At 57.8% G+C, this 23,024-nt stretch carries 23 protein-coding genes, 1 tRNA gene and 1 riboswitch; of the genes, 19 read left to right on the top strand and 5 right to left on the bottom strand.

The window, feature by feature from the left end:
* Positions 1–6: 6 nt before the first annotated feature.
* The 8 genes from IV109_RS09880 (at position 7) to IV109_RS09845 (ending at position 6,276) form a co-directional block, all read left to right on the top strand.
* Positions 7–792 (top strand): methyltransferase domain-containing protein, encoded by a 786-nt coding sequence (locus IV109_RS09880; RefSeq protein ID WP_296695392.1) that lies wholly within the window; start codon positions 7–9, stop codon positions 790–792.
* A 61-nt stretch (positions 793–853) separates the two neighbouring features.
* Entirely contained in the window at positions 854–1,633 is a 780-nt protein-coding gene (locus IV109_RS09875) for a glycosyltransferase family 2 protein (RefSeq protein ID WP_296695390.1), read from the top strand.
* Positions 1,626–2,897 carry a Tol-Pal system beta propeller repeat protein TolB gene (gene tolB, locus IV109_RS09870; RefSeq protein ID WP_296695387.1) on the top strand — a complete coding sequence of 424 codons (1,272 nt, stop codon included), beginning with the start codon at positions 1,626–1,628 and terminating at the stop codon, positions 2,895–2,897. Before IV109_RS09875 ends, tolB begins: the two co-directional genes overlap by 8 nt.
* 23 nt (positions 2,898–2,920) lie before the next feature.
* On the top strand, positions 2,921–3,454 hold the full coding sequence (gene pal / locus IV109_RS09865) for a peptidoglycan-associated lipoprotein Pal (protein ID WP_296695385.1): 534 nt from the start codon (positions 2,921–2,923) through the stop codon (positions 3,452–3,454).
* A gap of 80 nt (positions 3,455–3,534) precedes the next feature.
* Positions 3,535–4,239 (top strand): tol-pal system protein YbgF, encoded by a 705-nt coding sequence (gene ybgF, locus IV109_RS09860; RefSeq protein WP_296695753.1) that lies wholly within the window; start codon positions 3,535–3,537, stop codon positions 4,237–4,239.
* Positions 4,240–4,269: 30 nt separating this feature from the next.
* Complete coding sequence (locus IV109_RS09855; protein ID WP_296695383.1) at positions 4,270–5,385, top strand: YeeE/YedE family protein; 1,116 nt, start codon at positions 4,270–4,272, stop codon at positions 5,383–5,385.
* A complete protein-coding gene (locus IV109_RS09850; protein ID WP_296695750.1) occupies positions 5,352–6,140 on the top strand; it encodes a tRNA threonylcarbamoyladenosine dehydratase in 789 nt (262 codons plus the stop codon). Before IV109_RS09855 ends, IV109_RS09850 begins: the two co-directional genes overlap by 34 nt.
* A gap of 60 nt (positions 6,141–6,200) precedes the next feature.
* Positions 6,201–6,276, top strand: a tRNA-Lys gene (locus IV109_RS09845).
* A 66-nt stretch (positions 6,277–6,342) separates the two neighbouring features.
* Here the strand turns inward: IV109_RS09845 and IV109_RS09840 are convergent.
* Both IV109_RS09840 and IV109_RS09835 read right to left on the bottom strand, forming a co-directional pair.
* Complete coding sequence (locus tag IV109_RS09840; protein WP_296695381.1) at positions 6,343–6,957, bottom strand: 2-hydroxychromene-2-carboxylate isomerase; 615 nt, start codon at positions 6,955–6,957, stop codon at positions 6,343–6,345.
* Between the two features lie 12 nt (positions 6,958–6,969).
* Positions 6,970–7,689: a glutathione S-transferase N-terminal domain-containing protein gene (locus IV109_RS09835; protein WP_296695378.1), complete on the bottom strand. Its 720-nt coding sequence runs from the start codon at positions 7,687–7,689 to the stop codon at positions 6,970–6,972.
* Positions 7,690–8,020: 331 nt separating this feature from the next.
* Between IV109_RS09835 and IV109_RS09830 the strand changes: the two genes are divergently transcribed.
* Positions 8,021–9,334 carry an HD-GYP domain-containing protein gene (locus IV109_RS09830; RefSeq protein ID WP_296695376.1) on the top strand — a complete coding sequence of 438 codons (1,314 nt, stop codon included), beginning with the start codon at positions 8,021–8,023 and terminating at the stop codon, positions 9,332–9,334.
* The gene (locus tag IV109_RS09825; protein WP_296695374.1) at positions 9,331–11,739 is read left to right on the top strand and encodes an EAL domain-containing protein; all 2,409 of its coding nucleotides are present in this window, start codon (positions 9,331–9,333) and stop codon (positions 11,737–11,739) included. Before IV109_RS09830 ends, IV109_RS09825 begins: the two co-directional genes overlap by 4 nt.
* 48 nt (positions 11,740–11,787) lie before the next feature.
* Here IV109_RS09825 and IV109_RS09820 read toward each other — a convergent pair whose 3' ends face one another.
* The 3 genes from IV109_RS09820 to IV109_RS09810 form a co-directional block, all read right to left on the bottom strand.
* Positions 11,788–12,606 (bottom strand): sulfite exporter TauE/SafE family protein, encoded by an 819-nt coding sequence (locus IV109_RS09820; protein ID WP_296695371.1) that lies wholly within the window; start codon positions 12,604–12,606, stop codon positions 11,788–11,790.
* Between the two features lie 268 nt (positions 12,607–12,874).
* A complete protein-coding gene (locus tag IV109_RS09815) occupies positions 12,875–13,216 on the bottom strand; it encodes a cell division protein ZapA (protein ID WP_296695368.1) in 342 nt (113 codons plus the stop codon).
* Positions 13,213–13,443 carry a DUF904 domain-containing protein gene (locus IV109_RS09810; RefSeq protein ID WP_296695365.1) on the bottom strand — a complete coding sequence of 77 codons (231 nt, stop codon included), beginning with the start codon at positions 13,441–13,443 and terminating at the stop codon, positions 13,213–13,215. Before IV109_RS09810 ends, IV109_RS09815 begins: the two co-directional genes overlap by 4 nt.
* A gap of 36 nt (positions 13,444–13,479) precedes the next feature.
* Positions 13,480–13,714, top strand: a riboswitch (cobalamin riboswitch).
* 68 nt (positions 13,715–13,782) lie between these two features.
* On the opposite strand from IV109_RS09810, the gene IV109_RS09805 reads away from it, so the two are divergent.
* The 9 genes from IV109_RS09805 to cbiB all read left to right on the top strand — a co-directional run bounded on the left by IV109_RS09805 (position 13,783) and on the right by cbiB (position 23,019).
* A complete protein-coding gene (locus tag IV109_RS09805) occupies positions 13,783–15,669 on the top strand; it encodes a TonB-dependent receptor (protein ID WP_296695363.1) in 1,887 nt (628 codons plus the stop codon).
* 45 nt (positions 15,670–15,714) lie between these two features.
* Positions 15,715–17,067 (top strand): cobyrinate a,c-diamide synthase, encoded by a 1,353-nt coding sequence (locus IV109_RS09800; RefSeq protein ID WP_296695360.1) that lies wholly within the window; start codon positions 15,715–15,717, stop codon positions 17,065–17,067.
* Complete coding sequence (locus IV109_RS09795) at positions 17,064–17,915, top strand: ABC transporter substrate-binding protein (RefSeq protein ID WP_296695358.1); 852 nt, start codon at positions 17,064–17,066, stop codon at positions 17,913–17,915. The genes IV109_RS09800 and IV109_RS09795 overlap by 4 nt, the downstream gene beginning before the upstream one ends.
* A complete protein-coding gene (locus tag IV109_RS09790) occupies positions 17,912–18,526 on the top strand; it encodes a bifunctional adenosylcobinamide kinase/adenosylcobinamide-phosphate guanylyltransferase (RefSeq protein WP_296695355.1) in 615 nt (204 codons plus the stop codon). The genes IV109_RS09795 and IV109_RS09790 overlap by 4 nt, the downstream gene beginning before the upstream one ends.
* On the top strand, positions 18,523–19,431 hold the full coding sequence (locus tag IV109_RS09785) for an ABC transporter substrate-binding protein (protein ID WP_296695354.1): 909 nt from the start codon (positions 18,523–18,525) through the stop codon (positions 19,429–19,431). Before IV109_RS09790 ends, IV109_RS09785 begins: the two co-directional genes overlap by 4 nt.
* Positions 19,428–20,504: an iron ABC transporter permease gene (locus IV109_RS09780; protein WP_296695352.1), complete on the top strand. Its 1,077-nt coding sequence runs from the start codon at positions 19,428–19,430 to the stop codon at positions 20,502–20,504. The genes IV109_RS09785 and IV109_RS09780 overlap by 4 nt, the downstream gene beginning before the upstream one ends.
* 2 nt (positions 20,505–20,506) lie before the next feature.
* Entirely contained in the window at positions 20,507–21,331 is an 825-nt protein-coding gene (locus tag IV109_RS09775; RefSeq protein ID WP_296695350.1) for an ABC transporter ATP-binding protein, read from the top strand.
* Positions 21,331–21,900, top strand: coding sequence for a cob(I)yrinic acid a,c-diamide adenosyltransferase (gene cobO, locus IV109_RS09770; protein WP_296695349.1), 570 nt, complete (start codon positions 21,331–21,333; stop codon positions 21,898–21,900). The genes IV109_RS09775 and cobO overlap by 1 nt, the downstream gene beginning before the upstream one ends.
* A gap of 102 nt (positions 21,901–22,002) precedes the next feature.
* Positions 22,003–23,019, top strand: a complete 1,017-nt coding sequence (cbiB, locus tag IV109_RS09765; RefSeq protein WP_296695746.1) for an adenosylcobinamide-phosphate synthase CbiB — start codon at positions 22,003–22,005, stop codon at positions 23,017–23,019.
* Positions 23,020–23,024: the final 5 nt, after the last annotated feature.

Genomic DNA, 23,024 nt, shown 5'->3' with positions numbered 1-23,024 from the left:
CTGATTGTGACCGTCCTGAGTGGGCTGGCTCGGGGAAAACGGTGGGTATCGATCAAACCACATTTATCAGGTCTGTTATCCTTTGGCCCGATGAAAGAGTCAAGTAAAACTATAGATTTGCGCGGTTCCGAGCTGGTTCAAAGATTTCTGCAAGGACGCGTGATCGACATTGGCGCTGGCAACGATGTGATTTGCCCTTGGGCTGAAGGATTTGATCTTTCACAGGGCGATGCGAACTATATTACAAAATTCAGGCCTGTTGAGGCCTACGACGCTGTATGCAGTTCGCATTGCCTGGAACATATGTTCAAGCCGCAAGATGCGCTGCGGGAGTGGTGGGCCTTGGTCAAACCCGGCGGGTATCTGCTTTTAACGGTGCCCGATGAGGACTTGTATGAGCAGGGATTCTTCCCCAGCCGATTCAATTCCGATCACAAAGCTACTTTCAGATTTCGAAAAACTGATTCCTGGAGTCCTGTCTCCCATGATGTGGAGAGCATGGTCGCGGCGCTGCCCGGATCCCACATTGTTTCGGCTGAGTTACAGAGCGACAACTACGATTTCTCGCTGCAGTTCAAATTTGGAATGCCTGTTCGTGCCAAGAAGTTGATGACACGTCTGTATTTGAAGTTGGAAAAAAAACTGGGCTACACAAACTCGTTGGTCGTGGCAATGCGGCGTCGTTTATTTGAGAAGGGCGTCCCGATTGATCAGACCCACGGCAGTGTTCTGGCTCAAATTCAGGTGGTAGTGCAAAAAGCGCTTGATCCAGCGTCATTCGCACCAAGATGAGTACGTGCAGTTGGGCAGTGAAGGTGACGATTCTGGTTCTAGGCCCTGAGGAAGATGTAGCTTGCCCAAACTGAGTGTCATTGTCATCACCTTCAATGAAATCGCCAATATTGAGGCGTGCTTGAAGTCTGTTTCCTTTGCCGATGAAATCGTGGTCGTAGACTCTGGAAGTACCGACGGAACGATTGATGTGGCTCGCCGCCTTGGAGCTGTGGTGCACGTTACGCCGGATTGGCCTGGCTTTGGGCCGCAAAAAAACAGGGCGTTGGAATTGGCTCAACATCCGTGGGTTCTCTCGCTGGACGCCGATGAACGGGTGCCAGCCGAATTGGCACGGCAGATTCGGCAAGTCGTCACAGAGGGCACCTGGAGTGCCTGCGAAATTCCCAGGTTGACCCAGTTTTGCGGTCAATGGATACGACATTGTGGATGGACTCCCGATTACGTGCTGCGTTTGTTCAAGCGGGGTGCAGCCCATTTCAGCGATGATCTGGTCCATGAGCGCGTTGTGTTCAGCGGTGGTGTGACGCACCGCTTGACCGTACCTTTGTTGCATTTCAGTTACCCCACGCCGACCCATTATTGGCGTAAGCTGGAGCAGTACAGCCAGGCTTGGGCGCAGCAGCGTTTCGCTGCGGGTCAGACCAGCTCCATGCTGCGTGCCGCCTTGGCTGGGGTGGTAGCATTCCTTCGCAGCTATATTGTCCGATTGGGTTTTCTCGATGGTGCAATGGGTTTCGCGGTATGCACCATGCAGGCCCAGGCAGCGTTTGGAAAGTATTTTGCTTTGTATTGCTTGAATCAAAAAAATGACATTTCGCCGACTCCACCGCATGTTTGATCTGCTTCGTGCTGCTGCACTGGGGCTGCTGCTGGTCTGCACGGCGCCTGTGCAGGCTCAGTTTCGCGTTGAGGTCTCCGGCGTTGGCTTGACCCAACTGCCAATTGCAGTAGCCGCTTTTCGTGGTGACGATCTGTCAATTCAAAAGATCGGCGCCATTGTTCAGGCTGACTTGGAGCGAAGTGGCCAATTTCGTGCGGTAGACACTGCGGGTGCAGCATTCGATGAGATCACTCGGCCGGATTTGTCGCCCTGGCGGCAAAAGGGCGCAGACTCCCTGGTGGCTGGAAGTGTGACAAGACTGGCGGATGGTCGCTACGATGTGCGCTTCAGGCTATGGGACGTCGTTCGTGGACAGGATATCGGACGGGATGGGCATGTTGTTGCTGCTGCTGACCTGCGTCTGGCGGCACATTTGATCTCCGACTATATCTACGAAAAGCTGACCGGCGACAAAGGCGCTTTCTCAACGCGCATTGCCTACGTGACCAAAGCCACGCAACGTTTCCAATTGTGGGTTGCAGATTCTGATGGCGAAAATGCCCAGTCAGCTTTTTCAAGTACCGAACCGATCATTTCACCGGCCTGGTCGCCCAACGGCAGCCAATTGGCTTACGTTTCGTTCGAATCTCGCAAACCCGTTGTCTATACACATGATGTTGCGACTGGCAAGCGTCGCCTGATCGCCAATTTCAAGGGCTCAAACAGCGCGCCTGCCTGGTCGCCGGATGGTCGATGGTTGGCCGTGACACTGAGCCGCGACGGCGGCTCCCAGCTCTATGTGATTGACGCGGGAGGTGGCGAACCGCGCAGGTTGGCGCAGACCGGCAGTATCGATACAGAACCCGCTTTCACGCCAGATGGCAAGAGCATCTATTTCGTCAGCGACAGGGGTGGTGCACCCCAGATCTACAAAATGTCGGCAACCGGTGGCAATGCGGAGCGGGTGACATTTACGGGCAGTTACAACATTTCGCCGGCTGTCAGTCCGGATGGGCGTTGGCTCGCCTACATTTCCAGAGTGAGTGGCGCCTTCAAATTGCACGTCATGGAACTGGCAAGTGGCGCAGTGAATGCCGTTACCGATACCTCGGCGGATGAAAGTCCGAGCTTTGCGGCCAATAGTCGTCTGATTGTCTATGCAACGCAGCAACAGGGCCGTGAGGCGCTGATGACGACCACGCTGGACGGCAAGCTAAAGGCGCGTCTTACCGGACAGAGTGGTGACATTCGTGAGCCGGCTTGGGGCCCGTTCCAGAAGTAATAATTTTGACAAGGAGTATTTTCATGAAACATCTCTTGCTGGCTCTGGGTATTGTTGCATTACTTGCAGGCTGTAGCTCTGCAGTGAAACTCGATGACGTACCGGTTGAAGACAAGTCGGGTGCAGTTGTCTCGAAGCAAGGTACTGAGGGGCAGGGCAGTGCTATTGGCAAAGGGGGCGTTGCTTCAGTGGAAGTTGGAAAATCCAACCCGCAAGTGGCTATTCCTGCCGGGGCAAGGATTGTTTATTTTGATTACGACAGTTTTGTGATCAAGCCAGAGTTTCAATCGGTGATGGAGACTCATGCGCGTTATATCAAGGCAGACAAGACTCGCAGGATTGCGATTGAAGGGCATACCGATGAGCGCGGCGGGCGGGAATACAACCTGTCGCTGGGGCAGAAGAGGGCAGAAGCCGTGCGCAGCGCTCTGGGTTTGCTGGGTGTTGGCGACGCCCAGATGGAGGCGGTCAGTTTTGGCAAGGAGAAGCCCGCTGTGATTGGTACTAGTGAGGAAGCCATGGCGAAAAATCGCCGGGCTGAAATCAACTATCGCTAAGTACCTTGGAGCTTGATACTGTGAAAATTCTTCGCCAAACGGCTTTGTCTGTTTTACTGTGTGTGGCGACTACCGTCAGCATGGCAGGCATTTTTGATGATGAGGAAGCGCGCAGGGCGATCCTTGATTTACGTCAGCGAGTCGATGCCATTCGTATCGAGTCGGAGCAAGCCGCTGGCCGTGCCAATGAGGATACGACCTCATTGCGCCGCAGTCTGCTGGAATTGCAGAACCAGATTGAAGGCTTGCGCTCTGAGATGGCCAAGCTGAGGGGCACGAACGAACAACTTTCGCGCGACGTTTCGGAAATGCAGCGAAGACAAAAAGACATCGCACAGGGCTTGGATGATCGACTTCGACCGTTTGAGCCGGTGAAGGTCACGGTCGATGGCCATGAGTTCATGGCCGAGCCTGCGGAAAAGAGAGACTATGACGCCGCGTTTTCTGTGTTCAGGAAAGGTGACTTTCCTGCTGCACAAACTGCGCTCGTTGATTTTTTGAAGCGCTATCCACAAACTGCTTATGGGCCATCAGCGCTGTTCTGGCTTGGCAATGCCCAATATGCGACGCGCGACTACAAAGAAGCCATGATCAATTTTCGCTCATTGATCGCCAGGTCACCCGAGCATTTGCGGGCGCCAGAAGCGGTGCTTTCCATCGCGAATTGCCAGATTGAACTCAAGGATATGCGTGGCGCCCGGAAAACCCTGGATGATCTGACCAAAGCCTATCCGCAATCCGAGGCTGCCATCGCAGCCAAAGAACGGCTGAGTCGTCTCAAGTAAAGCGCTTGGCCATCGTCGTAAAATCGAGCGATGCAAGCATCTGATCTAGCCACACTCAGCACGCAAGTGTTGTGGGCAACATTTATTCTTTCCATCGTGTTTGGTGCGGTTGCACAGCGAACGCATTTTTGTACTATGGGCGCGGTCAGTGACATCGTGAACATGGGGGACTGGACGCGAATGCGCCAATGGGCTCTGGCCATTGGTGTGGCCATGGCGGGGTTCGGCATCCTGGCGTACCTCGGATTGGTAGATCCAAGCAAAGTCATTTATGCCTCCAATCGCTGGATATGGCTATCGGCTGCGGTGGGCGGGAGTTTATTTGGCTTCGGCATGGTGCTGGCGTCGGGGTGCGGCAGCAAGACCTTGGTCCGCATCGGTGGCGGTAGTCTGAAATCGCTCGTTGTTGCCATTGTCATGGGCGTGTCCGCTTTTGCCACCATGAAGGGCATTACAGCGGTGGTGCGGGTCGCAACGGTGGATCGCGTCAGTGTCGATTTCGCAGCGGGGGCCTCACTGCCGCAGTGGCTGGCAGCTGCTTTTGCGATAACGCCGTCTACCGCCGGGTTGACATTGGGCTTGATACTGGGTGGTGGTTTGATCGTATGGGCGCTTGTTGGGCGCGACTTCCGACGTGCAGAGAATTTGATAGCTGGTATCGCTATTGGTTGCGTGGTGACTGCCATGTGGTGGGTTAGCGGGAGCATGGGCTTTGTCGCGGAACACCCCGAGACACTACAGGAGGCTTTCCTTGCCACAAATTCTGGACGTGCCGAGGCCCTGAGTTTTGTGGCGCCAGTTGCCTATTCGCTCGATTGGCTCATGTTTTTTAGCGATAAGAGCAAGGTGCTGACGGTGGGTGTCGTTTCTGTTGCCGGCGTGATCGTGGGCTCCTGGATGTGTGCCTTGTCAGTCCGAACCTTTCGATGGGAAGGTTTCGGAGGAACGGAAGATGTTGCCAATCATCTTGTAGGGGCCTTTCTCATGGGTGTGGGTGGTGTGACCGCCATGGGTTGTACTGTTGGGCAGGGCCTGAGCGGAATCTCCACCCTGAGCGCTACTAGTTTGATAGCGGTCCCCGCGATTTTGACAGGAGCTGTTTTGGCACTGAAATATCAGATGTGGCGTTTGGAGCGCCTGGTTTGAGCGTGGATCGGCGATTTGGTGGTTTGGCTCGTCTCTATGGTGTCGCGGGTGCTGCAAAAATAGCTGCGGCGCATGTGGCGGTGATTGGTGTGGGAGGCGTTGGCTCCTGGAGTGCCGAGGCGCTGGCGCGAAGTGGCGTCGGACGACTGACCTTAATCGATCTGGACCATGTGTCCGAATCCAATATTAATCGCCAGATTCATGCGCTTGAATCGACAGTTGGGCAGGCCAAGGTACTCGCCATGCGGGATCGCATTCTGTCGTTCAATCCGGATTGCGAGGTAACCTGCGTTGAGGAATTTGTCGAAGAGTCGAATTGGCCTGCAATACTGCCGCAGGGCGTGACTGCCGTCATTGATGCTTGTGATCAGGTTAAGGCCAAGACTGCAATGGCTGCATGGGCTCGAAGCTGTGGGACGATTTTTGTCTCGGTAGGTGCGGCTGGTGGCAAGCGACATGCTCATTTGGTGGACATCGACGACCTCGCCAATACGACCTATGATCCCCTGTTGGCACAGCTGCGTTATCGCCTTCGAAAAGAGCATGCTGCTCCCAAAGAGGGGCGAAAAATTGGGGTGACCTGTGTTTTCAGCCGTGAGGCTGTGAAATCTCCAGATGCCTCATGTGAGGTTGAGGGAGACGGGACGCTCAATTGCCATGGTTACGGGTCGGTGGTCAGTGTGACTGCCACGTTTGGACAGTGTGCTGCTGGTTGGATTCTTGATCGAATTTCTGCAGAAGGTAAAAACACTTAAAAAACACGCTATAATTTGAGGCTTCACAGATTGATGAAAATTAATAAGTGAAACCCTGATGGGATGTTAGCTCAGTTGGTAGAGCAGCGGACTTTTAATCCGTTTGTCGTGGGTTCGACCCCCGCACATCCCACCAATATTTAAAGGCCTGATCGATTGATCAGGCCTTTTTTATTGCCTGAAATGATGGGAAATCGTCAACTTATGACGCTGAACTCGCACGTCGTCGCAAAATTTCCGCTTTCACCAACGGCAATCGATCGTTGCCAAAATACATTTCGTCGCCGAGGTAGATCGTGGGTGAACCGAACCCGCCGCGCCGTATCACTTCTTCTGTGTTGAGCTTGAGTTGCTCCTTGATTGCAGGTTGCGCAATACCGGCTACACAGTCATCCCAGTTCACGCCAGTTTGCTCGCAGATGCTCTTCAACACTGCATCTTGTGAAATGTCTTCTTCCTGCGACCAGTAGGCCTCAAACACTGCCCGGGCGAAGGGTACCAGTTTGCCTTGTGATTCCAGCCAGATGCAGGCGCGCATGGCTTTGACGCTGTTCACTGGGAACACCTTAGGCGGCATGACAATCTTCAGGTTCGCTGCACGGGCCCAATCCTGAAGATCCTTGAGCATGTAGGCTTTTTTGGCTGGTACCGGATTCTCGCGCATCGCATAAACACTGGGGTTGATGCTATTGAAAATGCCCCCAACCAGCACAGGACGCCAATGGATCGATTCATTCAACTCGGCGGCCAAGGGTTGGATGTTATGGAAAGCGAGATAAGTCCAGGGACTGGAGCAGTCAAAAAAGAATTCAATCATCGTGGTGAGCCTTCAATTGAGTTTGTGATTTCCATCGCGTACGCTTTGCGCAGTCTGCCCAAACAGGGCCTTGCGCGCTTCTTCGGTCATCGTGCCCGCGCGAAGTTCTTTGCCCAGATCAAGTCCCCGTTTGACTGCTGGTCTCTGGAACAGGGCGTTATACCAACGTTCTACATGGGGGAACCCATTGAGCGAAACATTCTGAGCCTTGTGTGTACGTACCCATGGAAAGATTGCCATGTCGGCAATGGAGTATTCCGATCCCGCGACGAATGCCCCTGTTTTCCCAAGCTGTGTGTTGAGGACTCCGTAAAGGCGGTTCACCTCGTTTCCATAACGATCTATGGCGTATGGAATTTTTTCCGGGGCATACAGCAGAAAGTGTCCATTCTGTCCGGCCATGGGACCCAGGCCGCCCATTTGCCACATCAGCCACTCCAGTACCTGCAGTCGACCGCGCATCTCTCTCGGCAAGTACTGTCCCGATTTTTCTGCAAGGTAAATCAAAATGGCCCCGCTTTCAAAAACGGAGACTGGTTCTCCTCCATCAGTGGGCTCCGTATCAACAAGGGCAGGCATGCGGTTGTTTGGACTGATGGTGAGAAATTCTGGTGCGAACTGTTCACCTTTGCCGATGTTGACGGGTACCAGTTGATATGGCAATCCACATTCTTCCAGCATGATGGAAATTTTCCAGCCGTTTGGAGTTGGCCAGTAATACAGATCGAGCATAGGCAGTTCCTTACATAGATGCAGTCATGATATTCTCACTGCCGCAAGGATGCAGCCGGCCAACGGCGATACATCCACTGATCGCCTGATTGTCCTGAATAAATCAATGACGCACTACCGAACGCCAGAGACCTCCTCCATTTTTTCACGCCGATGGCCTACGAAATTCGGAAGATAAACAAGTGACAATTCCTGTGATCAATATCACCTTTGACCCCGACTTATGCTGGGGTATGGTGGCGTTTACCCTGCGTAGCGAGTATGGTGGTTCATTGTTTGCAACCCAGGCCCCAAGTAATTTGCGATTCCCTTTCACGATCGTGACTTGCGCATGAACACAGCACAGTCCGAATTCATTGATGTCCATCAGCTTCGAACAGGTATGTTCATTGAGCTTGAGGTGGGCTGGATGTCGCATCCTTTTCCCAAGGGTAGTTTCAAGATCTCTTCGCAGAAGCAAATTGAGATTATTCAGGGGCTTGGGCTTAAGCGGGTTCGTTATGTTCCTGAAAAGAGTGATCTCACTGGTGAGACCACTCTTGTCGAGGTGCCCGGGAGCTTGTCGGCGGATGATTTGAGTGCTCAGGCAAAAGCAGAGGCAGAGCGCGCAGCCGCAAAAGCCGAGGATCTTCGCCTGCGAAAGCTGAGAAGCGATTTGCTGGGTGCACAACAGCGGAGTCTGCTGGTTTGCGAGCGACGGTTTGGAGAGGCCATTCGCCAATACAAGACGACAGTGGAGCAAGTCAGTTCGAAACCCCAAGTGGTCATGGAGCAATGTCTTGCCCTGGTCAACAAACTGGTGACGGAAATGTTGGGCGACGGTGAAACGGCCATTCGCCTATTGTCTGAAGGGATGGGTGACAAGGCTTCCATGCACCCTGTCAATGTCACCATTGTGTCTCTTCTGCTCGGAAAATCCCTGGGGCTGTCTCAGTCGGATATGGTTGACTTGGGTATGGCAGCGTATTTGCATGACATTGGCAAATCCCAGTTGCCCGACCGGGTTCGCTGGCTGGAAGAAAATTTTTCTTCAGCCGAATACAAGCTCTATCAGGAACACGTGGCGCAGGGTATTGCATTGGGCAAGAGCATGGAGCTGACCCCCGGTGCTTTGCAAGCCATTAGCCAGCATCATGAGTTGGTGGATGGCAGTGGCTTTCCCTCGCGCCTCAAGGGTGACAAGCTATCCATGCCGGCCAAAATTCTCGCCTTGGTGAATCGCTATGAGAATTTGTGTAATCCCAGTCGACCTGCTGCGGCGATCACGCCTCATGAGGCCTTGTCACTGATTTTTGCGCAATTGAAATCCCGGTTTGACAGCGTGGTCCTCAGCGCATTCATTCGCATGATGGGGGTTTACCCACCGGGGTCAGTCGTGCAGTTGGTCGATGAACGGTATGCACTGGTTGTGTCTGTCAACTCATCGCGACCGCTCAAGCCCCGGGTGATGGTTCACGAACCTGCTGTCTCGAAGCACGAAGCTCTGATACTGGACCTGGAGCTGGCACCTGCTCTTGGAATCCGCCGCAGCCTCAAGGCCGCAAGTTTGCCCAGAGCTGCGATGGATTATTTGTCTCCCCGCCAACGGATTTGCTATTTCTTTGAAAGAGCGGTTGACCCTGGTAGTGCCGAGGTAGCCGCTTGAAACCCCTGGCCTGGAGCCCGTTGATCGAAGGCCTGCTGGAGGCTGTTTGGCTGGTTGATCCAGTCACGCTCAGAATCCTCGCGGTGAACCGCGCTGCCGCAGAATTGCTGGGATTGGTGTCTGAAGATCTGGTTGGCAAACCTGCCATTGAATTGACTGCAACGCCCGAAGACCAGTTCTTCTGGGAAGATATTGCCGCCGGTCTGATTAACAATATTCACTCGGAAACGCTGTTGCGTGGCGCTGACGGTATTGCGATACCCGTGGAGCGGCGAGTTAGCCGGGTTTGGCCAGAGCCTGAGCATCCGGTGTATGTGGTTGGAATTCGTGACTTGCGCCAGCAGCGCCGTACCGAGGATGAACTGGAGCGGCTGGTGGCGGAACTGCGCGCCACACTTGAATCGACGGCCGATGGGATATTGGTCAGTGATCTGAATGGCGCGATCCGAAATTACAACCGGCATTTTGCGGCGCTGTGGGATGTGCCGGAAGAGCTTCTGTTGACTCGACATGATGCCGCTCTCTATGCTCACCTGGCCAATCGTGTGCTGGACGGCCCATCGTATGCCAGGCGTCTCCAGGAGATTTCAGACAACGTTCTGCTGGAGACTTCCGATGTTCTGATTTTGACTTCAGGCCGGGTTCTGGAACGGGTGACAAGGCCACAGTACAGCCGAGGTCAGCCGACTGGCCGGGTTTTCTCATTCAGAGACATTACGCAAAGCAGGGACGCCGAGTCCCGGCTACGTCTGGCCGCAAAGGTATTTGAATCCAGCCTGGATGCGATATTCATCACGAGCGCGGACTTTGCCATTTTGGCCGTCAATCCAGCCTGTGAGCGACTGACAGAAACTTCTTTGGCGCAGTTGATGGGCTCATCGTCAGAGGAGCTGTTTCATGATCCGCACGATCAGAAGATGATCGCCCGTGTGGGGCAGACACTGATTGAGGAGAACTATTGGCGCGGACAGGTGTGGCTCAAGAGGAAAATCGGCGCATCTTGTGCAGTTCAGGTTTCCTGGGTTTTGTTGCGCGACGATCAGGGTGCGGTATCGCACACCATCGGTTTTTTCAAGGATTTGACCGAAGAGCTGGCGGCCCAAAAACGCATTGAGCAACTGGCCTACAGTGATGTGCTCACGGGACTGCCGAACCGGCTGATGTTGTCGCAGCGGGCTGATTTTGCCGTCCGTATGGCTGAAAGAAATGGCGGAGAGTTTGGCGTTTTCTTCATTGATCTTGATCGCTTCAAGAACATCAATGACTCGATGGGCCATTCATTTGGCGACCGTGTTCTGGTTGAAGTTGCGGACCGCATCAAGCGGTGTTTGCGTGACATTGACACCTTGTGCCGACTGGGCGGCGACGAATTTGTGATTTTCCTGCAGGAGATCGATGCCCACGGCGCTGAAGTCCTGGCGCGCCGAATTCTGGATTTGATGGGACGACCGTTCCAGATTGATGAGATGAGTTTTTCTGTAGGATGCAGCATCGGCATTGCGCTATTTCCTGAAGATGGCCGAACGCTGGATGAACTGATCAAATGCGCGGACACCGCCATGTACCTGGTCAAGGAGCGTGGGCGGGGCAGTTTCCGTTTTTACCAGCCGCAGATGAATGTCGATCTCCTGTCCCGCATGAAAATGGACCATGCCATGCGCCAAGCCATGGAGCAGGGGCTGTTTCGTCTTCATTATCAGCCGCAGATATCCTTGGCCAACGGACAACTGCTGGCAGCAGAAGCCTTGATTCGGTGGTCCGATGCGGAGCTGGGCAATGTGCCGCCGTCGCTTTTTATTCCCCTCGCCGAGGAAACGGGTTTCATCATCACTGTAGGTAACTGGGTGCTGGAAGAGGCGGTGCGACAGGCGGCTGCCTGGCAGAACCGTGGCACGCCCGTGGTTGTGTCTATCAACGTCTCGGCGCTTCAGTTTCAGCAGTCTGATTTTGTTGAAATGGTGGCCAGCGTCATCCGGGGTACCGGGCTGGCACCGCAGTTGCTTGAACTGGAATTGACGGAGTCCATTCTCGTGAAGGATGCCAATGAGGCCCTGGGCCGCCTGCATGCTTTGGCAACGCTGGGCGTTGCCATGTCAATCGATGACTTTGGCACAGGTTATTCCAGTCTGGCGTATCTGAAAAAATTTCCCATCTCCAAGCTCAAGATTGACCGCTCCTTTGTAACCGGTTTACCGGAAGACGAGAGTGATCGCGCGATTGTGAGCGCGACCATTGGTATGGCGCGCGGACTGAAGCTGAAAGTGGTGGCTGAGGGCGTGGAAACCGTGGCGCAGAGAGACTATCTGGCCGCGCTGGATTGTGAGTCCTTTCAGGGCTACCTGTGTTCACCCGGCTTGCCTGCCCATGAGTTTGAAGAACTGATGAGGTCTTTGCCTCAAGCGTAATGCTGCCCGGTCCGACGCTGACCGATTGAAGGCACAGGCAGGCGGGTATTACGCGCTCGCCAGACCTTTGTAGAGCATGTAGGCAGCCAACAGATAGAGGATGCTGGAGAAAACCCGTTTGAGTTGCTTGACGGGCAGCTTGTGCGCCGCACGCGCACCCAGCGGTGCCGTCAGGACGCTACAAGTAGCAATCACTGCGAGGGCCGGGAGCCAAATGTAGCCAAAGGAATGGGGTGGCAGGTTTTGCACGCTCTGGCCACTGATGATGTACCCGATCACGTTGGCCAATGCAATGGGAAAACCAAGCGCTGCCGACGTGGCCACGGCGTTGTGAATAGCGACGTTGCACCAGGTCATAAAAGGCACACTGACAAAGCCGCCACCGGCGCCGACCAGTCCTGACAGAAAGCCAATGACTCCGCCAGCACCGATGAGTCCGGCTGTACCGGGAACTTGTCGCGTCGGCGCTGGCTTCTTGTCCAAAAACATCTGGGTGGCAGAAAAACTGACAAAAGCCGCAAAGAACAGTGCCAGCCATGAGCCTTTGAGAATGGCGAAAACCCCCAAGCTGGCCACGGCCCCGCCCCAGACGATGCCGGGTGCCAGACCCTTCACCAGGTCCCAGCGGACCAGACCCCGCTTGTGGTGGGCTCGCACACTTGAAACCGACGTGAAGATGATGGTGGCCATGGAGGTCGCTATCGCCATTTTCACAGAGAGGTCTGGACTGATGCCGCGACCCGACAGGATGATGGTGATGAACGGCACCATCAACATTCCGCCGCCGATACCCAGAAGGCCCGCCAGAAAACCGGTGCCCAATCCGAGTGCGGCGAGTTCAACAATCAGAAGTGGTTCGAGGTTCATGGGGGTGTGGTGATAGGTGTCTGCGAATGCCACCGGACCGGCATCCTGAACCGGGGTTCAGGTGGGCTAGGTCAGCGCAAGCTTTGGGTTCATCTAACGCGAGATGATCACGCTAGCAGGGCAATGTTCCAGGCCCGGGCTCTAAGAGCATTGGTTCAAGGAAATATAAAGCCCGGCGAGCACCGCAGACATTGAAGATTGTAGGCCCTTATAGACCTGGCAGAAAAAATAGAGGCGTGCGGCAGGGGGATTTTGGGTGGTGCAGTCGCTAGATCAATCGACCGTCACCACTGAGGGCATCGTCCAGGCGCTCCAGCAGGGAGGTCAGCAGCAGGTCGCCTGTTTCCGATGGTTCGCGAGGGCCTGCGTCCGATGCTGTGGCTCGGGGGGCTGCCAGTGGCGCAGGGGGAGGGCGGTCGGCCAGATCAAAGGCCAGGTTGAGGGCTGCCAGTACGGCGATGCGATCCCGCGCCCGAACTTTGCCGCCGTCACGAATCTTGCACATGGCCGTATCAACGCGTTCAACGGCTTCGAGCAGGCGGGAATCGCCACCTTCGGGGCAGCCCAGCAGGTAGCTTTGCCCCATGATCTGTACTTCGAGTTGTTTCATGCAGAGCCTTTTGGCGAGCCTGTGGCCGCCATGTCAGGCAAGCGCTCCAGCAGCGCATCGACGCGTGCGCGGGCCGCACTGAGTCGGGATTTGAGGGAGTCGCGTTCCTGGGTCAGGGTGTCGACCTGCTTGCTGAGCAGGGCATTGGTGCGCTGCAGCTCTTCGTAGCGCACGAGCAGTCGCTCCACACGCTCGGCAATTTGGTCGATTTGGGTCTGATTCGCCATAGAACCCGCATTGTAGGGTTAGCGACAGCAAGTCCCGCGTAAAATGCGCATGTTGGTGCTCGCGGTGTGGTTCACACGCCGCAGTTCAACGGGAAGCAGGAGGGGTTGCCGCCCATGGCAAACCTAACCTGCGCTGCCCCCGCAACGGTAAGTGGACGAATCTTCTGATTCCGCTTCCATCACGGCCACTGAGCGTTCTGAACACGCGCTTGGGAAGGCGATGGAGGTTGTTCCACCAGCCCGGATACCGGCCAACAAGGTGGCTGCACGCCTTGTCGCGCAGCCTTGCCGCTCATGCACTGTCGGGGACGACGGTGAGGGCTTTTGATGCTGGTCGTTATGAAAACCTCTCTTCTTCTTGTGCGCACTCGCGCCTTCTGTCGGCTTGCCGTGGCGCCGCTTGCCTTGGTTATTGCTTCTGTGTCCCCCGCAAATAGCCAGAACTCTCTCTCGCTGAAGCCGGTCGTTGTGACGGCCAGCCGCGTTGCCACGCCCGTGACGGATGTCATTGCTGATGTGTCCATCATCGATCGAGCAACTCTGGACAAAGCGGGGCAGACTTCGCTGCGCGAGATACTTGCCCAGCAGCCGGGGGTTCAGTTCACGGCCAATGGCAGTTACCGGTCCTCCACCAGCATTTTTTTGCGCGGTGCCACAGGCACGCAAACACTGGTCTTGATCGATGGTGTTCGGGTTGGGTCCGCCACATCGGGCGGCGCTTCCATTGAAAACATGCCATTGGATCGCATCGAACGCATCGAAATTTTGCGGGGCGCTGCTTCGGCACTGTACGGCCCGGATGCTGTGGGCGGAGTGATTCAGATATTCACCCGCGCGCCAACGGATACGCTGCAACTCAATGCCACGGTGGGCGCAGGCTCCGACGGCCAGCGTCAGGCGGGTGCGTCGATTCGTGGTGCTTCTGGCGCCTTGGGCTACAGCCTTGGCGTGTCGGGTGAGAAGGCCAGCGGTATCAGCGTGGCCACCAATCCGGCTTCCAGTGGTTTTAACGCCGATGAGGACGGATTTTCTTCAAAGAGCTTCGATGTCAAACTTTCAACCAGATTGTCAAATGCGCACGCATTGACACTGGGTATTTTGCAGAGCCGGACCAACTACCAGTTTGACGGGACGCCTTCGCCCAATCCCTTGCTATTGACGAAGCTCAATTCGGACGCCCGCGCCATTGCTCGCCTCAACAATGTCAACCTTCAATGGGCGGCCCAATGGTTGCCTCAATGGAAGTCAACGCTGGTCCTGGGTAGCAGTAACGAGGATTCCGTGAGTGAATATTTCCGCATTCCGGATGGCGCATTGGGTGGCAATAGCGCTTTCAACAGCAGGCGCACGCAGGCGAGCTGGCAAAACGATCTCGCCTTGGGGCAGGACGTTCTGACCTTGCTTCTGGAAAATCGCACGGAGGCGGTTGAAAGCTCCGTCAACTACGCAGTGAAAGAACGCGCGGTGCGCAGTGCCATGATGTCCTATGCATTCAATCACCCGGCCTGGAATGCGCTGGCGGTGCTTCGCCGGGACAACAATTCCCAGTTTGGAAGTTTCAACAATTGGGCTTTTTCCGGCGGCTACAAGTTGACCGAGCATCTCAGGGCCGTGGCCAGCATGGGCACGAGTTTTCAGGCGCCCACCGTCAATCAGTTGTATTACCCGGGTTTTGGCACGGCCACACTGATGCCGCAAAGAAACCGGGCCAGTGAAGTCGGCCTGAAATACGGGCAGGGTGCCTTGAGTCTTGGTGCCGTGGTGTACTACAGTGAAATCCAGGGTTTCATTGTTCCTGCCACCAACGTTCAGAGTTCTCTGGCGCTTTTGCGTGGCGCCACGCTGAGTGCTGACCTGCAACACGGTGCAACCCACTACGCCGTGTCCTACGACTATGCCGACCCGCGCACCCAGCCTAATGATTTGCGCTTTGTGCGTGTGGCGCAAAACATTCTGAATCTTCGGGTCAATCACCGCATGGACGAAATCAGCCTCTTTGGTGAGCTCAGGTTGTCCAGTGACCGGGAAGATGCCAAGGTGGTGGGCACTGGGCGGGATATTTTGCCCGGCTATGGTTTGTTGAACGCGGGAGTGAGCTGGCAACTGCGCAAGGACCTGGTACTGATGGCGAGAGTCAACAACCTGACAGATACACAATACACGCTGGTCAACGGCTATTCGGTGCCTGGCAGAAACTATTTCGTCTCCTTGTCGTGGGCGATGTGATGTCGTACCCCTGCTCATTCAATCCCTGAAAGTATCCGCCTGACTATGTCGTCATCCCACTGTCCCGCCATCCTGATTGCCGCCCCCGCCTCCGGTCAGGGCAAAACAACGATTGCCTCCGCGCTGGCGCGTCTGCACACGCGCCAAGGTCGCAAAGTGCGTGTGTTCAAGTGTGGACCGGATTTCCTGGATCCTTATTGGCACACCCTGGCCAGCGGTGCGCCGGTGTACCAGATGGACCTGTGGATGACAGGCGAAGCCGATTGCCGCGCGCGCCTGAGCCAGGCTGCAACGCAAGCCGACCTGATCATTGTGGAGGGGGTCATGGGCTTGTTTGACGGCGAGCCCAGCGCCGCGGACCTGGCGCAGCGCTTTGGCCTGCATGTGCTGGCGGTGGTGGACGCTTCTGCGATGGCCGGAACTTTTGGGGCGCTGGCATTTGGCCTGCAAAATTACCGGGCCCATATGCCATGGGCTGGCGTGTTGGCCAATCGCGTGGCCAGCGAGCGGCATGCGGGCATGCTTGAGCGCAGCGTGCGCGAACCTGCCCAGTGGATGGGCGCGGTGATGCGCAATGCCGCCATGACTTTGCCCGAGCGGCATTTGGGCCTCACGGTGGCCAGCGAAGTGGGGGACGCGCTGCAGCGGCTCGATGCAGCGGCCGATGCCCTGGCCACCACCCCGTTGGGGCAAATGACGCTGCAGGACTTGCAGCGCTGGCGTGTGGAGTTCAATCCGGCTGAAGACGCGCGCACTGTGGTGCCGGTGCCTGGACTGCAAGGGAAAACCATTGCAGTGGCGCGCGACGCTGCGTTTTGTTTTATCTATGCCGCCAACCTGGACTGCCTGCGTGCCCTGGGTGCTGAGCTGGTGTTTTTTTCGCCTCTGGCTGATGCTGCGCTGCCGGCCTGTGATGCGGTGTGGATTCCCGGCGGCTATCCCGAATTGCATGCGCAGACCATTGCTGCCAATACGGCGCTGCGCGCCAGCCTGGCCGCTCACATCCAGGCTGGCAAGCCGGTATGGGCCGAGTGCGGCGGCATGATGGCATTGTTCGATACGCTGGTCACCGTGGACGGCCAGCACCATGCGCAGTGGGGTTTGCTGCGGGGTGTCGTCACCATGCAAAAGCGTCTGGCCGCCCTGGGTCCGCAGCAGTTGCGCTTGCCCAGCGGCACCTTGCGTGGTCATACCTTTCATTACTCAACGACAGACACGCCACTTGAGGCGAGCTTGCGCACGGCCCGACCCGATGCCGATCCGATGCCCGATGCGGGAGAAGCCCTGTGGGTGCAGGGATCGGTTCGGGCCAGTTACTTCCATGCCTGGTTTCCTTCCTGTCCCGAGGCGGTTGTGGAGCTGTTCTCCCCGCCTGCCAAGGTGGAGTTGGCCGCATGAGCCTGAACCTGCTCGCCTTGCCCCAAGGTCCGCAGCGTATCGTCTGCATGACCGAGGAGACCACCGAGTGGCTGTACCTGTTGGGGCAGGAGCATCGCATTGTCGGTATTTCCGGCTATACCGTGCGACCTCGCCGGGCGCGCGACGAGAAGCCGCGGGTCAGTGCCTTCACCAGCGCCAAGATCGACAAAATTCTTACCCTCAAGCCCGATTGCGTGCTGGGTTTCTCCGACATGCAGGCCGACATTGCTGCCGAACTGGTGCGCCGTGGAATTCAGGTCACCATTTTTAACCAGCGCAGTGTGGCGGAGATTTTTTCAGTGCTGTTCCAGGTGGCGTCCATGGTCGGCGAGGGCGCGCAGGCGCTGCAACGCATTGCAGGCATGCAGGCAGACCTACTCACCATGCAGGCGGCGGTGGCCCAGCGTGTTCAGGCTGGAGCGCGACGCCCCAAGGTGTTTTTTGAAGAGTGGGATACGCCGCATATCAGTGCCATCCGCTGGGTGTCGGAGTTGCTGGGCTTGGCCGGGGGCGATGATTGTTTTCCCGAGTTGGCGGGGAAGTCCCTGGGCAAAAACCGCATCATTGCGGACGGTGCCGAGATTGTGCGGCGCAACCCCGACATCATTCTGGGTTCCTGGTGCGGCAAGAAGTTTCGCGCCGAGAACGTGGCTGCCCGTGAAGGCTGGGGTGCTGTGAAGGCGGTGCGCCACCACCAGTTGTTTGAAATCAAGTCGCCCGATATCTTGCAGCCGGGTCCGGCGGCACTGACCGATGGCGTAGCGCAGATGCACAGCATCATCATGGGCTGGATGGATGCAGAACAAAGCGGGGCGTTCGCAGCATGAACAAGACCGAAGCCGCCATGCACGTGGCCCGCAGTGAGCTGATTTTGGGTGGGCAAAAGAGTGGAAAGTCGCGTCGTGCCGAGTTGCTGGCGCGCCAATGGCTGGGGGCTGACCCGACCCACCGTGCCGTGCTGATTGCCACCGCGCAGGCCTGGGACGAAGAAATGCAGCAGCGCATCGCCCGCCACCAGTCGGACCGTGCCGAGCGAGTACCGGGTATGTTGACAGTGGAAGAACCGCTGGCGCTGGCGCAGGCCATTTCCCGATGCAGCCGGGCGGACACGCTGGTGGTGGTGGACTGCCTCACGCTGTGGCTGACCAACTGCCTGATGCCGGCAGATGAGCAGGCTTCAGGCACTATGGGGAGAAATAGGGACATGGCCCATGTGGAACGAGTGCGGGTAGCTCCATTATTGATAGCAATTGAAGAGGCTGCAGGCCCCATCGTGCTGGTGGGCAACGAGATTGGACTGGGCGTGATCCCGATGGGGGCGCAGGTGCGGGCCTTTGTGGATGCACTGGGCCAGCTCAACCAGAATGTGGCTGCTGCCTGTCAGCGCGTCACGTTGATGGCGGCGGGACTGCCATTGACTTTGAAAGATTCACAATGACAGCGTCTGGCCTGCAACGCGTGTTCAAGCTGCTGATGTGCTTTGTCGCCGCCCTGGGGCTGGCCAACGCCGCCCGTGCCCTGCAAGTGACGGATGACCGCGGCGTGGTTGTCCATTTCGACAAGCCACCGCAGCGCATCGTGAGCCTGCTGCCCTCGCTGACGGAGAGCGTTTGCGAGTTGGGCCAGTGCCATCGGCTGGTGGGTGTGGACCGGTATTCCAATTTCCCTGCAAGCGTTCAGAAGCTGCCCTTGGTGGGGGGCGGGCTTGACCCCCATATTGAGGCCGTTGTGGCGCTGAAGCCCGATGTGGTGCTGCTGGCCACCAGCTCGCGGGCTGGGGAACGATTGCGGGCCTTGGGCATCAGGGTGGTGGCCCTGGAGCCCAAGACCCATGCTGACGTTCAGCGCGTCCTGCTTAAATTGGGGCAGCTGCTGGACGTGCCGGATGCCCAGCGCATCTGGCGCGCGATTGACGCCGGCGTCTCGGCAGCCGCCCAGTCGCTGCCAGCCAGCGTCAGCGGCACGCGCGTGTATTTCGAGGTGAACCCCGGGCCTTACGGAGCGGCGGAGTTGTCGTTCATTGGCGAAACCTTGACTCGCCTGGGCGTGAAAAATATCCTGCCCGCCAGGCTGGGACCTTTTCCCAAACTCAATCCTGAATACGTCGTGCGTGCCAATCCGGATGTGATCATGATTGGCCAGCGTTCCGAAGACGGCCTGGCGCAGCGCCCCGGCTGGAGCAGCATCCGTGCCCTGCGCGAGCAGCGTGTGTGTGTATTTCCCGCCGAACAGGCCAACACCCTGGTTCGACCCGGTCCGCGCATGGCCGAAGCTGCACGACTGATGGCCCAATGCCTGAGTGCCAAGGCACCGAAGGCGTCGACAAAGGGGGGCAAGTCTTGAATCTTCAGCGTGTCGCATGGCTGACCTGGGCCCTGCTGGGGATGAGTCTGGCTCTGGTGCTCCTGGGCGTGTGTGTGGGCAGCACCGGCTATGAAAATCTGGTGAAGCCCTTGCTCAACCCGCAACAGGACCCCGAGGCCTACGCCATGGCGCGGCAAATCGTATGGGACATTCGCCTGCCACGTACCCTGGGTGCCTGGGCCGCCGGGGCTTTGCTGGGGCTGGCCGGTGCGCTGGCGCAGGGCCTGTTTCGCAACCCGCTGGCCGACCCCTATCTGCTGGGCAGTGCCTCGGGCGCATCTCTGGGGGTGGCGCTGGCGCTGGCTGCCATGGGTGGCGGCGCTGGCATGCTGGGGGGCAGCATGATGAATGGCGGTGGGGTGGTGGTCAGCGTGTTTTCCAGCAGTGTGCTGGTGCGCCTGGGCCTGACCGGCGCGGCTTTTGCCGGCGCAGTATTGGCCGTGTTGCTGACGCTGGCGCTCTCGCGCGGGGTGCAGCACACACTGCGGCTGTTGCTGGCCGGGGTGGTGGTAGGTGTGGTGCTGGGCGCCATGACGCATCTGGTTCTTTTGTTCTCACCCGATTCGCTGCAGGCCATGCAGGCCTTCATGCTGGGCTCTACCGCTTTTGTGGGCTGGACGGCCTGCCTGTTGATGGCGGGCGTGTGGGCGGTGTGCGTGGTAGCGGGCGGCTTGCTGGGCCGGGTGCTGGATGGCTTGAGCCTGGGTGAGGCAACGGCCCACAGCCTCGGCTTGCCGCTGGCGCCGCTGCGCATTGCACTGGTGGCCGTGCTGGCATTGGCCACGGGCACGGCCGTGGCGCAAACGGGTTTGATTGCCTTTGTGGGCCTGGCTGCGCCGCATCTGGTGCGATCGGTCATACGGTGCACGCACGGCCGGCTGATCTGGATGTCCAGCCTGATGGGCGGGGCCTTGCTGATGGGGGCCGACACGCTGGCGCGCTGGCTGATTGCGCCGCAGGAATTGCCGGTGGGTGTGCTTACCGCTGTGCTGGGGGGCGGCTACCTGCTGTGGCTGATGCACCGCCGTAGTCCGTCTGGGAGAGGAGGGTGAACATGAACCTTGCTGCCACCTCAATAGCCATTCAAGCGCATTCGATCGAGGCCAGTCTCGGAAATGTGCCCGTATTGCACGACATTGACTTGAGCTTGCCCTCTGGCCGCTGGACCAGCATCGTCGGGCCCAATGGGGCTGGCAAATCGACTTTGCTCAAGGTGCTGGCGGGCTTGTTGCCCCACAGCGGCACAGTGGCCTTGCTGGGTCATCCCTTGCACAGCCTGCCGGCGCGCAAGCGTGCCCGACAGCTGGCGTGGCTTGGCCAGAACGAATCCTCGGGCGATGACCTCACCGTGCTGGACGTTGCCATGTTGGGCCGCCTGCCGCATCAGCCCTGGCTGGCCGCCCCCAGCCCGGCGGACCACGCGGCGGTGGAGCGTGCCTTGAGATCCACACAAGCCTGGGAGTGGCGCCACCGGGCGCTGGGACAGCTCTCCGGCGGGGAGCGCCAGCGCGTGCTGCTCGCCCGGGCGCTGGCTGTCGAGGCGCAGGTGCTGCTCATGGATGAGCCGCTTGCCAACCTTGACCCGCCACACCAGGCCGACTGGCTGGAGGTGGTGCATGCCCTTATCGCCGAAGGCAAAACCGTGGTCAGTGTGCTGCATGAGATCAGCATGGCGCTGCATGCCGATGAACTGGTGGTCATGGCGCAGGGCCGGGTTACCCATCAGGGTGCCAGCGCAGACGCCGCCACGCACCGGGCGCTGGAAGATGTGTTTGACAAGCGCATTGCCATCCACGCGCTGGACGGCCAATGGATCGCGTTGCCAAAAGCCAGGCCAGATGAATTGAAACTCGCCCCCCCATCAAGAAAGACAAGCTGATGCAAATCGAAACACCCCCCTCGGTCAAGCCCTACGAAAAATCCGAAGGCGAGCGCCGCGGTATTGTCATCGTCAATACCGGGGACGGCAAAGGAAAAAGCACGGCCGCTTTCGGACTGGCATTGCGCGCCCATGGACGGGGCAAAAAGGTCAAGATATTCCAGTTCATGAAAGTACCCACCGCGCGCTTTGGCGAGCACCGCATGTTTGAACAACTCGGTATTCCGATTGAGGGCCTGGGTGATGGTTTCAGCTGGAAAAGTCAGGACCTGGAGCACTCGGCCCAGCTGGCGCGCGATGGCTGGCAAAAGGCCAAAGCAGCGATCATGAGCGGCGACTATTTCATGGTCACGCTGGATGAAATCACCTACCCGCTGATCTACGGCTGGATGCCACTGGATGATGTGCTGCAGACCCTGCGCGAGCGGCCCGGCCATGTGCACGTGGTGCTCACGGGGCGACGCTGTCCGCCCGAGATCATTGAACTGGCCGACACAGTGACCGAGATGACCATGGTGAAACACGCGTTCAAGGCCGGTATTCCCGCGCAGCGCGGCATCGAAGACTGAGGCCCATTGCCGGGTGTTGCCGTCATGATCCTTGTTGCCTATTTGATCTCTGACAGTTTTGTGCTGGCGGGGGTGGCTGTGTGCACGGTTGCGGCGTTGTGGATGGCGCTCTGGCTGGATGTGCGATTCGGGGAACCGTCGGTGCGTTGGCATCCCGTGGTATGGATGGGCAATTACCTGGCGTGGGCGGGTGCGCGGATTGCCCCGACCGACCTGAAGACTCCTGCGACTGAGCCGGATTACAAGGCATTTTCACTTGGGGTTTTCGCCTGGATGGCTGGGGCAGCTGTTGTGTTGATGGCATCGTGGGGTGTCCAGTGGCTCAGCCTGCAGGTGCTTGCGCAGCTGCCGCGGGCCTTGGCCGCACCCTGGGCCGGCGGGGCAGGCTTGAAAGCACTGGTGCTGGTTTTGTGTGGCGCTGCGACGGTAACTGCTTTGATGAGCTGGCTGCTCAAGACCCTGCTGGCGTGGGCCATGCTGCGTGACGAGGTTCTGGCAGTGGAAGCCGCACTGGCTCCCTCGCGAGGCGGCTCCGTGGCTGCGGGGCGTGAGCGCTTGTCCTGGCTGGTTAGCCGCGATGTCAGCACCTTGAGCGAGACCCAGGTGCGTGAAAGCGCGATTGAATCACTGGCGGAAAACCTCAGCGACTCGGTGGTTGCCCCCATTTTCTGGTTCATGCTGTTTGGCTTGCCGGGCGCTGCGTTGTACCGTTTTGCCAATACGGCAGATGCCATGTGGGGCTATCCGGGCCAGTACAAGGGGCGTCACTGGGCCTGGGCCGGCAAGTGGGCTGCCCGTGCGGACGATGTTTTGTCCTGGCTTCCATCGCGCCTGACGGGTGTTTGGCTGGCAGCGGTGGCCGGTGGTTTGCCATGGCCGATGTTGCGTGCGCAGGCGCGTTGCACGCCGTCGCCCAACAGCGGCTGGCCCATGGCGGCGATGGCCTTGGCATTGGGCGTTCGACTGGAGAAGCCCGGGGTCTATACATTGAACCCCACCGGCCGTGCGGCGCAGGCAGCAGATACGCTGCGTGCCGCCGTTTATGCATCAAAAGTGGTGGTAGCCCTTGTATTCATTGCTGTTCCTGCTATTTTTATCGTAGTGTTTTGGATGCTGTGATGTCA

The sequence above is a fragment of the Rhodoferax sp. genome, from assembly GCF_018780565.1.
GTDB lineage: Bacteria > Pseudomonadota > Gammaproteobacteria > Burkholderiales > Burkholderiaceae_C > Rhodoferax.
The sequence above is the reverse complement of the archived record's forward strand: the minus strand, read 5'-3'. Positions and strand labels throughout refer to the sequence as shown.